Genomic DNA, 11,582 nt, shown 5'->3' on the forward strand with positions numbered 1-11,582 from the left:
CAACCCGAAGACATAGATTCATAGTTTCGCCGCTTTGGGAATCCCCCACGTGTGTCAGCATCACGGACGGATGGTATTACAACCTCGAGCCCATAGGAGCCCATCGGTGCCATCTCCATGTGTCCACCTCTTCCTTGGTGGACACATCCTTCACACCGCGTCACTCAACCGAACAGGTGCGCGGAATTTCGCGCTTACGAAATAATGGAACCGCGTCAGCTTGCCGCCGATGATCCCGCCCGCCTCGCCGAAGGCTACCTGTGCATGGCCCGGCCTGTGGCTCAGCGGAATGAAAACCTCACGGCTGCGTAACTTCGCGCACGCTACATACTCTCGCACAATCGTGATGCCGCCGGTGAACCATGCTCATCGCGCAGCCGCTCGAATATCCGTCCTCCCGTATGCCGCTGCTTGGAATGCACTGTACGATCATCGATCAATATCTGATCAATGATCTCGGTGAACCCCGCCAGCTTCCGGCTGTATGTAACTCCGCATCGCCCGTGCTGCGGGGGCTCCGGGAAAACCAGCATCTTGTCGACCGTGTTGCGATTAATCCCAAAATACGCCGCTGCGGCCCGGCGGCTCATGCCGTCAATAAGCACGGCATGGCGAACCTTCTGATAAAGCTCCACTCTCTTCACCCTCCGCCTCCGCACAAAAGCGAAGGTCTAGCAGAAGTGGCCCCTTTTTAATCCGGTGCTACCGCCAATGAATGGCCCCTTTTATTACCGGTGTTCTCATATCGGATAGACCAAATATCGTGGAAGCACAGAGGTATCGAGCTCAGCCCGCCGCGACAATAGCTTCAGCCCGCCATTCTTTTGTTGCCGCACGCTGTCAAGATATTGGCCTGCGGCAAGCACCTGGGTGATGCCACTGTCTTTAGGCGTCATGAACACGGAAAAGTTAGACCGCATTTCCAAAGTGGCTGTATCGGTTCGATGATAGCTGGTCAATTGAACGAAATGACGTGTACGATAGTCCTGGAATGTGCCGACCCAAATGTCATTTACGAAAGTGACGCGATCCTCGAGCCTCGCCCGGCAGTCGTCGTACATAAAGCCAAGGGCAAGTCCGTGCTCTGAATTTTCCGCCGAACGGCAGAAATACGACGCGTTTTCCTCGTCCGCGTAATTATCTAGCCATCTCTGCATATCTTTGCTATCAAGCGCGTGGGCATCCGCTAGCAGCACGGCATTGAGCGCCGCTTCAAGCGACATATCTGTCTCTATCATGCCGCCGCCCTCTCAAAACCCATGACCGACCGATAATATTCCCAGCGCGGCAGATTGCCGCTCTCGTCGTTTTGAAGGAACTCCGATTCTAGCTTCAAAGGGTCATGCACTCCCTTTTGGAAGATGGCAGAGCCGGGCGTGTGATTTCCGATATGGATGCGATGGAAAATCGAGGCATCTTCCATGCTGATCAGGCCGCATGGCCCCAGCAGGTTTGAACTTTGCCGCAGTCTGTGCCGAACCATGTCCTCGTCGTCATCCTGATGTGCGAAATAGACGTAGTGGACCTCGACCGTCTCAGCATCGATTGGTGTCGCAAAGCGCAAATTGATGACATCCAGATGCTTCGTCGAAACAAAGGTGGGAAAGAGAGAAACGATCCGTGAGCCGACCGCAGGATCCTGCCCTTTGAATTCGATCAGCGATTTGTCTTTGAGCACGGTGGGCCCGTGTGCCACAGAAAGCGCAGATTCGAAACAAATGTGGCCGCGTTTTGTTGCTGTAAACTGGCGACCGTTGCCACCTTGCCAGTTAAGCATCTTGAACGCCTGATGTAGCAATGGGGCATGATAGCCATCATTGTCGGTGTACGACTTCCAGTTCGTATCATAGCGAACTTTTTGGTAGCCGAGCAGTTTGAGACGCCCATCGCCTGCTAGCAGTTCGCGCAACGTATTCTGCGAATCTCCAAGATATGCCAATAGTGACTCGGTTTCTGGTGAGAGCGTGACGAAAACAAGCCCAAAAAAACTGTCAAACCGCGGCTGGGCAAGCGGATAGTCTGCTTTGTTGAAGCCGGGAAGAAATTCCCGAGGGTTCGGACAGCCGGCCAGATTGCCTTTCGAATCGAACAGCCAACGGTGATAGGGGCATTCAAATTCGGTCTTGTTGCCCATGACCGCCGTTTCGAGTTGATTGCCGCGGTGCGAGCACGCGTTATAAAACACCCGCACCACGCCCTCGACGTCGCGCCCGATAAGCAGTGGCACACCGGACAATCGGTATGTCTTGAAATCACCCGCGTTAGGCAATTCACTTTCATGAGCGACCGGATGCCATTCAGTACCGTGGAAGATACGCTTGACCTCTTCCGCGTATATGTCCTCTCGGACGAAAGCCTCTTTTGGAACTTCATTGTAGTTTTTTGGCCAGGATAGCTTAATTCCGGTCATTGCTCTCTCCCAGTTATCACGCTTATCTTATTTCTCGGCTTCGAGCGCTCTGCCGAGATCCGCCAACATAATGCCCGATTTACGGCCACCTTCGAGGAATGGTTCGGGGCATAGATGATAGGGCGGGCGCGCCGGACCAGCTTTCATCCACCCACCTGCATTCATCCGCGATGTTGTACGTTGCGAAGTCCTTGAAACTCCCATTAGGGAACAGCGGCGCTGCGGTAGGACCGAGCAGCGCCTGAAAGGCACGTGCCTCCTTCCAGTTACCGGTCGCGCGCGCGTTCAACACAACATCGCGCAAGGTAGTAGTCATCAACGGGCAACATACAGCACCACTCGACCAGAATGCGTCGATCGAATCGTTCATGCGGGCTGCAGCATAGTAGTCGAAGTCGATCGGCAATAGCTTGATGCGGCCGCGGATCGTTGCAAGGTCTGCCAGTAGATTGCCGACACCGATATATTTCGCTGTTACGACCTGAGGAATATCAGCCACTCGACCCCAGAACGAGCGCGAAAATTCGAATTTGAAGGCTTCGGGATTGGCATAGATCGCTATGTTCATCTCTGGTACGGCTTCAGCGACATCCTTGTAGAACTGGACTGCAACCTCAAGGCTTGGCGTGCAACACACAGGAACTCCAAGCATTGCACCATCCGCACCGAGCTCTAGTGCTTGCCGGGTCAACGTTACGGTGTTGCGGGTGTTGAGACAGGTTGTGCTGACAAATATTGGCACTCGACTGGCTGCGGCATCAACCAGCGCCTTTATGAAATCGAGCTTTTCCCCTTGAGTCATAGTCGCCGCTTCGCCAAGCGTCCCCATGCTGAGTATCCCGTTTATACCCGCCTCTATCAGGCCATTTACAACGCGAGCAGTTTCATCGAGATCTACGGTATTCGTCGCTCTCCAATCCGACGCATTATCCTTCGCCGGAGTGGGAATAATCGCCCACGCACCTGTCACATCACTAGGGGTCATAAGTCTATGGGTCATCTTCGTGGCTCCCAACATTTGGTCCGATGATGCAGCCGAGCGGCTGGACGTTATTCATTGTGTAATGCTTTGCCTTGCATGACGCAAGGCGAGAAGATAAACAAGGGCAACGCGATACGGCTTTTCGGTTCGTTGCGTGAGCTCGCTAAGGATGGACGCCCTAATTATGACTTCGACAAGACGGTTCGATAAACAAGTCGCAGTCGTGACGGGAGGAGCGCAGGGGATCGGGCTGGCCACAGCCAAACGCATGGCGGAAGAGGGGGCGATCGTAATCGTCGCCGACCGGGCCGTTGAAGCTACGCGGGCTGCGGTCGAACGGCTGCAGATCAGTGGCGCGAATGTCCACGCCGCCAACTTCGACCTAGAGACTTGCGAGGGGGCCGTCCAACTGTACCGGCTGGTTGCCGATCGCTTCGGAAGAATCGATGTGGCGGTTCATAACGTTGGCGGTACTATTTGGGCCAAACCCTACTGGGACTATACCTCCGACGAGATTATAGCTGAAATAAACCGGTCATTGTGGCCGACTCTTTGGTCCTGCCACGCCGTTTTACCCTTTATGTTGTCAGCCGGGCGCGGTTCCATTGTCAACATCGGTTCTGTCGCCACGCGCGGCGTAAACCGGGTGCCGTATGCTGCGGCCAAGGGCGGGGTCGCTGCATTGACTGCCGCTTTATCGCTGGAACTGGAAACGAGCGGAGTTCGCATCAACTGCGTTGCGCCGGGCGGTGTCAATGTGACGCGGGTAACGCCACGCGATCCTGCTCCGATGACCGATGCTGTGAAATCAGGGTTTGTAAAGGTCATGGAGCAGACCGTGCGCGACACCCCAATGGCCCGGTTCGGCGAACCCGAGGAACTCGCCGCAGCAATTTGCTTTTTCGCCTCTGAGGAAGCGTCCTATATCACCGGGCAAACTCTATTCGTTGCAGGCGGAGGGATCGGATAAGAACTGTGGATCGGCCCTTTAATTGCGGGTAGCTGTCAACCTGAGTAGTGCGGACGTCAGGGTCAAGGTCCTTTTCGAGGTCAGAGCCTCATGATGGTTTTCGGGGCGAGGGCCTCTATGTGTGCAACGATGTTGGCCAAGGCCTCAACAGCCGATCCAGCGAGGTCACGATCACCGCCGTCCTGACGACAGCACCACTGTTGGTGTGGACGCTCTCCATACGGCGTTAAATGATGCCAGTTATGCCTTTAGCCCGGATTATTCATGGCGCTGTGTCCGAGGGGTTGGCGGGAGTGTCGTAAGGCATTGCTTTGCTGTAGGAAATTGGGTGTCTAGACCAACCTGCAGCGAGGCAGAAAATGCCACAGGCCACACCCGCCAGATGTAAGGATAGCGCGCCCGTTTTTTCGTTTCCAGCGGTTGGGCGCAAGAAAGTCACAGCCGCCTTTGACGGTGGTCGGCTGACCTCGGACGGCGGGGTATTGCTACTCGCGCAAGCTGAGCGCGAGATGGCAATCTGCGGGCGACCTGCAGCTTGCATTGCCGATCAGCGGGATCTGAAGCGCCCCGGGTTTTCAGGAGGCAGTTTTCATTGGGCTATGCAGCCATATCGAGGTTCTCGAGGGCTGCATAGTAATTGTCTTCGGCCTCAGCGGGCGGGATGTGCCCGATAGGGCCGAAGAGCCGGTGATTGTTGTACCAATCGACCCAGCGCAGCGTTGCCATTTCCACGGCCGAAACGCTTGGCCATGATCGCTGCCGCCAAATTACCTCGGCCTTGTAAAGGCCGTTGATCGTCTCGGCTAAGGCGTTATCGTAGGAATCACCGACGCTACCGACCGAGGGAACGAGCTTCGCTTCGGCCAAGCGCTGGGTATAGTTCATGGCAAGATATTGAACTCCCCTGTCGCTATGGTGGATCAGTCCATCATCGGGACCGGGCCTACGGGCATGGATCGCCTGCTCCAGGGCATCCAGAACGAAGTTGGCAGTGGCTGACGTGCTGACCTTCCATCCGACGATCCGCCGGGCAAAAGCGTCAATCACGAAGGCAACATAGACGAAGCCCGTCCAGGTGTGCACGTAGGTAAAATCGACGACCCACAGGGCGTTGGGCCGGCTGACGCGAAATGCCCGATTGACCTTGTCCAGCGGACACGGCGTATTCGGGTTGCTGACGGTGGTGACCGTCTTCTTTCCACGCCGGACGCCCGCCAGCCCCATGGCCCGCATCAATCGTTCCACCGTGCATTTCGCCACCATTATGCCTTCACGCCGCATCTGGTGCCAGACCTTGCGTGCGCCATAGAGGCCGAAGCTGGCCTCATGGACCCGCTTGATCTGCTCCCTGATCTCCTCATCGCGCCGGGTACGTGCCGGACGTCGGCCAGGATCGATACGGCGTGCGGCATGTTCATGGTAGGAGGAAGGGGCGATCGCCAGTTCACGGCAGATCGGCTAGATCCCCAAATCCTCGCGATGGGCGTCGATGAACGCCATCATCATCTTCCGGGGCGGTCAAGCTCCGCCATCGCAAAATACGCAGATGCCTTGCGCAAAATCTCGTTGGCGCGGCGCAGTTCCTTCACTTCGCGCTCTAGCAGCCTTAGCCGCTCACGGTCATCGGCAGCCAACGCCGCTGGCCCCGCTCGTCGGCCCGCCTCCTCGCGGCACCAGCGGCGCAGCGTCTCCAGCGAGCAGCCGAGCTTCGCAGCGATCGACTTCATCACTTCCCATTCCGAGCCATATTCGGCCCGCTGCTCCATCACCATACGAACCGCCCGTTCGCGAACTTCAGGTGAAAATTTGTTGGTTGTCTTGCTCATAACGGATGCTCCTTCTCACAAGTTGGAGCCTCCTGAAAACCCGGGACGCTTCATGCCATCACCGACCTTGGGTTCACCGTCAGCGTCACCCGCAAGAACGGCCCGTGCGGCGGACTCGGCATCCACGGTATCGGTCTTGCCATGCCGACGTCGGAGCTGCCGGTTGACCCGGCCGACCTCGATGACACGCAAGCCCATCGCCGTCAGCGCTCGTGTGAGACCGGCACCATAGGAGCCAGTCCCTTCGATGCCGAACGCATGCACGGTCCCGTGCTTAGCTGCCCAGGCCGCCATCTGGCGATAGCCTTTGCTCGTTACTGGGAAGGAGGCGGTGGCAAGCCGGGCGCCCAGTCCATTGATAGCGACGGCGACGTGAACATCTTTATGAGTGTCGACGCCGATGACCACGGCGTCAGATGTGATAACATGCATACGGGTTCTCCAGGTAGGTGGAACCCGAAGCGCTTCGCGAGCGGACAGGACTGTGACGGGACGGCACTCCCTCAGGCTCCTATCAAGTCACGTCTCGCGACGCCCCGGGTGCAGCCTGGGGGGCCGACAGATCAACGCGATGACACGTGGTCAGTCGTAAGCACGGGTCAGACCTCCCAGACTACATGCACCTTCTCACAGTCGTAGGAGTCGCCAACGCTGCCGACCGAGGGGACGAGCTGGGCTTCGGCGAGGCGCTGGGTATAATTCATGGAAGGTATTGAACTCCCCTGTCGCTGTGATGGATCAGCTGATCCTCTGAACCGGGCCTACGGGCATGGATCGCCTGCTCCAGGGCATTCAGAACGAAGTTGGCAGTGGCTGACGTGCTGACCTTCCATCCGACGATCCGCCGGGCAAAAGCGTCAATCACGAAGGCGACATAGACGAAGCCCGCCCAGGTGTGCACGTAGGTAAAATCGACGACCCACAGGGCGTTGGGTCGGCTGACGCGAAACTCCCGATTGACCTTGTCCAGCGGACACGGCGCATTCGGGTTGCTGACGGTGGTGACCGTCTTCTTTCCACGCCGGACGCCCGCCAGCCCCATGGCCCGCATTAATCGTTCCACCGTGCATTTCGCCACCATTATGCCTTCACGCCGCAGCTGGTGCCAGACCATGCGCATGCCATAGAGGCCGATGCTGGCATCATGGACGCGCTGGATCGTATGCGTCCGGTGAGAACCGCGGATCAGGCGGCTTCGCGTTGGTCCTCGGTAGCGCACCAGTTCCAAGGAAGCAGTTCATGGAGACGGTTCTGGGGAATGTCGGCGATGCGCGCGAGAGTGTCGGCGAGCCAGGCCTGCGGATCGATGTCGTTGAGCTTCGCCGTGCCGATGAGGCTCAGCATGAAGGCGGTGCGCTGACCTCCGCGGTCTGAACCGGCGAAGAGCCACGATTTTCTGCCCAGAGCCATCGCAGGGTCATTCTGCCCATGTCGGGCAGATGGTAGAGTTTCATTATCGCTGGCATCCATATTACGGCAGTCGTTTTCGGCATGAAGGCTGCGAGGACCGGGCCAATGGCGCGATCATCCGGGTAGAGATCAGGCCGGGCGAGATCATCCAGGTCGCAGAGTGGATGCTGGACAGGGCGTTGTGCGCCGACATGGAGATGGGCGAACCGCGCGTTGCGGTGATTGGGCTTGTAGAGCTTCACGGACTGCTTACCGATCGCGGTTTCAGGCAGACTTCGACGGATGGACTCACGGCCATCCAGGAGGCACGCCATGACGGCACTACCACGACCATCGTCGCTACCGATGCTGACCCAGCAGCTGAGCATGCCGCTCGATACGCCGCAGATGCGAGGCCTGAGCGAGGCGCAGCGAAGCGCCGTTGTTGCCAGGCTGGCGACCCTCTTGATGGCTGCAGCCGGCGTCGCGGCGAAGGAGGCCAGTGATGACGGGCAATGATCTCCTTCCAGTCACGGTGCTCAAGCGCAAAGCTGTGGTGTATGTCCGACAGTCGACCCCGGGTCAGGTCCAGAACAACCTGGAGAGCCAGCGCCGACAATATGAGCTTGTCGATGTTGCGCGACGCTGGGGATTTCACGATGTCGAGGTGATCGACGATGACCTTGGTCGGACCGCCAGCGGCACTGTCGACCGCCCCGGTTTCGAACGACTGGTCAGCGGCCTGTGTACGGGCAAGGTTGGCGCGGGGCTTTGCTTGGACGCATCGCGCCTTTCCCGTAATGGCCGGGACTGGCACCACCTTTTGGAGCTGTGTGGCCTGGTTGAAGCGCGCGTGATCGATCTCGACGGGGTATACGATCCCTGTCGGCCAAACGATCGATTGTTGTTGGTCATGAAGGGCAGCATCAGCGAGTTCGAGCTCGGCATTTTGCGAACACGCATGCTTGACGCGGCGCGTGCCAAAGCGCGGCGAGGAGAACTGCGCCTCAGTGTTCCGATCGGCTATGTCTGGCACCGTGATTATGGCCTAGGGCTTGATCCTGATCTGCGGGTGCAGGAGGCGATCCGTCTTATCTTTTCGCGCTTCCGCGAGCTTGGTAGCGCCCGCCAGGTGCTGATTTCGCTCACCGCGGACAATTTCCATTTCCCCCGTCCTTCTGACGGGCGCAAAACGGTGTCCTTCGATTGGGTGCCGCTTCGCTATCGAAGCGTCATCTCGATATTGAAGAACCCGTTCTACGCCGGGGTCTATGTCTATGGTAAAACCGAGAAACGAACCGAGATTGTCGATGGCAGGGCACGCAAAAGCTACGGCCACGGCAAGCCTTTCGGAACTTGGGAAGTGCTGCTCCAGGATCATCATGAAGGCTATATCGATTGGAGTGAGTTTGAGAGGAACCAGAGCCATATCGCCGTCAACGCCTTCGGACAGAAGGGCGGTATCAAGTCGGGTCGTGGTGGCCGCGCGTTGCTCGCGGGCCTGCTCACCTGCGGCCGATGTGGAAGACGGTTGGGCGTTGTCTATTCGGGCCGGCCTCCGGGTCATCCCTATTACCGCTGCGAACGTATCAACCAGATGCTGGCCAAGCCACGATGCATGACTTTTGGCGTATCTCGCATCGACCCTGCCAAAGGCAAAGAGATATTGAGAGCCGTGACGCCGATGGCGATCGAGGCCGCAATGGAAGCTGATCGGGCGCATCGGGATAATCTGGAAGAACGGCACCGCATGGTGGAGCTGGACTTGCAGCAAGCCCGATACGAGGCATCTCTCGCTGAACGTCGCTATGCTGCCTGCGACCCTGATAACCGCCTGATCGCTGCCCAACTCGAGAATAGCTGGGAAGCAGCGCTCAAGCGTGTGGAAGCCTGTGAAGCGGGTTTGGCCCAAGCGCGACAAATCGATCTGACCGCGCCGACACCCGATTTTGCTGGCATTGCCACCGACCTGGAGAGCGCTTGGCGCGCGCCTACGCCTCCCACGGTGAGCCTCACTGCCAGTCAATCGCAGGTTGGCCCGTCGACGAAGCAATCGGTGACTTGATCGCCGCCGAAATGACACCCGCCGCTGTGGAGTTGGCGTTGGAGATCAGGAAAGAGATCGAAGCGCACCATGACGAAACGGATCAACTCCGGCTTCGCGCTGTTCAGCGCGCTCAGATCGATGCTGACCTTGCTGAACGGCGCTTTATGCTGGTCGATCCGACCAACCGCCTCGTTGCCGACACCCTTGAGCGAGAATGGAATGATAAGCTGCGCAGCCTGGCTGACGTGCAGGAAGAAAGAGCCCGTGCTCTAAACGACGACCGGCTGACGGTGAATGAGGCAGTTCGTGATCGGTTGATCGCTATGACGACCGACTTTAAAACAGTCTGGCGCGATCCAACTCTGCCGAACCGAGAACGCAAGCGCCTTCTTGCGTACCTCATCGAGGACGTCACCTTGCTCAAGTTCCCGGCCGAAGGAGAGACTCGGATCCATATCCGCTTCAAAGGCGGGCGAACCGAAACACTGACGACGCAGAATCCCAAATGCTCCGCACAGCAGGTAAAAACGCGACCCGAGGTGGTCGAAATGGTCGACAAGCTTCTCGACGACCATATCTGTGCCGAAATCGCGGATATACTGAATGAAAAGGGAATCCGGCCCGGCGGTGCCGCGCGTCGTGATCAGGCAGATGCGCAGTTCACTGACCTGCGCGTCATCTATCTCGTCAAAAGATATAGCCTGCGCCCACGCTACGACCGGCTCCGCGAGAGGGGAATGCTGACAAAAGCAGAGGTCTGCGCCAAGCTTGGAATTACCGAGTGCACCTTGGTCCGATGGACGAAATACGGCATCATGAAACGACATGCCAATGCCATCATGCCACAGGATCTTGCACAGGTCGCCACGGCGCCCTCGGAAGACATAAAGATCACCGGCATGGGGATCACGCCTGAAGCTCTGCTGTATCTGCAGGGCCAGGGATCGCATGCCCTTCCTCATATCGGTATGCCCGGTCGCGATCCATATCCGGACGCCGGAGGGAACTGGGATCACGGCTTGACCGACCGCAACACTGCCGACACCAACCCAGGCGATGCGCCAGCGGGGATGCGTACGATCGCCCGCTCGAACTCCACGATGATCGCCGATCCGATCACCGGCACTGGATCGGGCTGCACCTGCACTTCTGCAAAGCCTTGGGCTGCCTGCCCCATCTGCCGCCGCCATCTGTAGATCTGGTTCGGCCGAAGATCAGCACGGCGGGCAATCTCCGCCACGTTCGCGCCGGGCGCCGAAACAGCCGCGACCAACTCACGCTTCTGCTGGTCGGTCCACACCCGCCGCCGCTCCGGGCCTGAAATTACCGTGATCTGACTCATCGCACCGTCCCTAGTACCGGTGCAAACACCAGCGCTTGCACCGGTGCCATCTCGAAATATCAGCCGATCACCGCAAGGCGGCCCTCACCGGAGCGATACGGTCCTCGGGCACGGGCTCCGCGCTCAGCATGGGCGCCCCAATATCGACCGGCAAGAAGGTCGGTCCGTCCGCCGCAGGCAGCAGCCCTCGCTTCCTGAACAGATGGCGCCATTGATAGATCTGGCTTCGCGACACATCGTAGCGCCGCGCGACGCGCGCCAACGTCTCTCCGTTCACTCCCACAGCGGCGACGATATCGAGCTTCTCCGCGTTGCTCCAACGACGACGCCGTTCCCGGCCCAATATCTCCACTGCCGTCCCTCGCTTTTGCTCTGGACGTCCATAACGACGCCCTTATGGACGTCCCTTACGCGCTCACATCACAGCAGGGCAGGCGGCCTCAATCGGTCGGTTACCGTCTGTCGGGTACAAGGTCGTATACGCGGTCAGGACAACTCCCCGCGGGATAGATATTCGTCGGACAGAAATTCTATTCAATGTACGCATCCGGTGTGGACCGCAGGCGCGCAGCATTTTTGAGGTAAGACCTCATAGGAGTATCGCTACCGATATTCC

The 11,582-nt window shown here is 58.3% G+C and carries 11 protein-coding genes, 5 pseudogenes and 1 other annotated feature; of the genes and pseudogenes, 4 read left to right on the top strand and 12 right to left on the bottom strand.

Annotated features, from left to right (window positions below; translation table 11 throughout):
• Positions 1 to 198 precede the first annotated feature (198 nt).
• The 4 genes and pseudogenes from V2I08_RS19620 to V2I08_RS19635 form a co-directional block, all read right to left on the bottom strand.
• A pseudogene (locus V2I08_RS19620) lies at positions 199 to 644 on the bottom strand (IS21 family transposase); the annotation flags it as partial.
• 96 nt (positions 645 to 740) lie between these two features.
• Positions 741 to 1,238: an aromatic-ring-hydroxylating dioxygenase subunit beta gene (locus V2I08_RS19625; protein ID WP_349636458.1), complete on the bottom strand. Its 498-nt coding sequence runs from the start codon at positions 1,236 to 1,238 to the stop codon at positions 741 to 743.
• Positions 1,235 to 2,410: an aromatic ring-hydroxylating dioxygenase subunit alpha gene (locus tag V2I08_RS19630; RefSeq protein ID WP_349636459.1), complete on the bottom strand. Its 1,176-nt coding sequence runs from the start codon at positions 2,408 to 2,410 to the stop codon at positions 1,235 to 1,237. Before V2I08_RS19630 ends, V2I08_RS19625 begins: the two co-directional genes overlap by 4 nt.
• A 79-nt stretch (positions 2,411 to 2,489) precedes the next feature.
• Positions 2,490 to 3,410, bottom strand: a complete 921-nt coding sequence (locus tag V2I08_RS19635) for a dihydrodipicolinate synthase family protein (RefSeq protein ID WP_235209981.1) — start codon at positions 3,408 to 3,410, stop codon at positions 2,490 to 2,492.
• Between the two features lie 166 nt (positions 3,411 to 3,576).
• Here V2I08_RS19635 and V2I08_RS19640 point away from each other — a divergent pair, with 166 nt between their 5' ends.
• Positions 3,577 to 4,362, top strand: coding sequence for a 1,6-dihydroxycyclohexa-2,4-diene-1-carboxylate dehydrogenase (locus tag V2I08_RS19640; RefSeq protein ID WP_043155279.1), 786 nt, complete (start codon positions 3,577 to 3,579; stop codon positions 4,360 to 4,362).
• Positions 4,363 to 4,721: 359 nt separating this feature from the next.
• Positions 4,722 to 4,928: pseudogene (locus tag V2I08_RS19645) on the top strand (transposase); the annotation flags it as partial.
• A 31-nt stretch (positions 4,929 to 4,959) separates the two neighbouring features.
• Here V2I08_RS19645 and V2I08_RS19650 read toward each other — a convergent pair.
• The 5 genes and pseudogenes from V2I08_RS19650 to V2I08_RS19670 form a co-directional block, all read right to left on the bottom strand.
• Positions 4,960 to 6,188, bottom strand: a pseudogene (locus V2I08_RS19650) (IS3 family transposase).
• Positions 5,791 to 5,907 (bottom strand) — a sequence feature (AL1L pseudoknot). Its footprint overlaps the pseudogene before it by 117 nt.
• A 15-nt stretch (positions 6,189 to 6,203) precedes the next feature.
• The gene (locus V2I08_RS19655) at positions 6,204 to 6,620 is read right to left on the bottom strand and encodes a transposase (RefSeq protein WP_349636460.1); all 417 of its coding nucleotides are present in this window, start codon (positions 6,618 to 6,620) and stop codon (positions 6,204 to 6,206) included.
• A gap of 200 nt (positions 6,621 to 6,820) precedes the next feature.
• Positions 6,821 to 7,347: pseudogene (locus tag V2I08_RS19660) on the bottom strand (IS3 family transposase); the annotation flags it as partial.
• Positions 7,348 to 7,373: 26 nt separating this feature from the next.
• Positions 7,374 to 7,598, bottom strand: a pseudogene (locus V2I08_RS19665) (transposase domain-containing protein); the annotation flags it as partial.
• Positions 7,526 to 7,912 (bottom strand): hypothetical protein, encoded by a 387-nt coding sequence (locus V2I08_RS19670; RefSeq protein ID WP_349636463.1) that lies wholly within the window; start codon positions 7,910 to 7,912, stop codon positions 7,526 to 7,528. The gene V2I08_RS19670 and the pseudogene V2I08_RS19665, both read right to left, overlap by 73 nt.
• Positions 7,913 to 7,943: 31 nt before the next feature.
• Here V2I08_RS19670 and V2I08_RS19675 point away from each other — a divergent pair, with 31 nt between their 5' ends.
• Both V2I08_RS19675 and V2I08_RS19680 read left to right on the top strand, forming a co-directional pair.
• A complete protein-coding gene (locus V2I08_RS19675) occupies positions 7,944 to 8,096 on the top strand; it encodes a hypothetical protein (protein WP_019054776.1) in 153 nt (50 codons plus the stop codon).
• On the top strand, positions 8,083 to 9,642 hold the full coding sequence (locus V2I08_RS19680) for a recombinase family protein (RefSeq protein WP_349636461.1): 1,560 nt from the start codon (positions 8,083 to 8,085) through the stop codon (positions 9,640 to 9,642). Before V2I08_RS19675 ends, V2I08_RS19680 begins: the two co-directional genes overlap by 14 nt.
• A gap of 251 nt (positions 9,643 to 9,893) precedes the next feature.
• Here the strand turns inward: V2I08_RS19680 and tnpB are convergent, their stop codons facing one another.
• The 3 genes from tnpB to V2I08_RS19695 form a co-directional block, all read right to left on the bottom strand.
• The gene (gene tnpB, locus V2I08_RS20665; protein ID WP_405053683.1) at positions 9,894 to 10,586 is read right to left on the bottom strand and encodes an IS66 family insertion sequence element accessory protein TnpB; all 693 of its coding nucleotides are present in this window, start codon (positions 10,584 to 10,586) and stop codon (positions 9,894 to 9,896) included.
• Between the two features lie 50 nt (positions 10,587 to 10,636).
• Positions 10,637 to 10,966 carry a transposase gene (locus V2I08_RS20670; protein WP_120250715.1) on the bottom strand — a complete coding sequence of 110 codons (330 nt, stop codon included), beginning with the start codon at positions 10,964 to 10,966 and terminating at the stop codon, positions 10,637 to 10,639.
• Positions 10,967 to 11,033: 67 nt separating this feature from the next.
• Positions 11,034 to 11,318 carry a transposase gene (locus V2I08_RS19695; RefSeq protein WP_349636462.1) on the bottom strand — a complete coding sequence of 95 codons (285 nt, stop codon included), beginning with the start codon at positions 11,316 to 11,318 and terminating at the stop codon, positions 11,034 to 11,036.
• Between the last annotated feature and the right edge of the window lie 264 nt (positions 11,319 to 11,582).

Origin of the sequence: Sphingobium sp. MK2 (genome assembly GCF_040170545.1) — a bacterium.
In the GTDB taxonomy this organism is placed as follows: Bacteria; Pseudomonadota; Alphaproteobacteria; order Sphingomonadales; family Sphingomonadaceae; genus Sphingobium.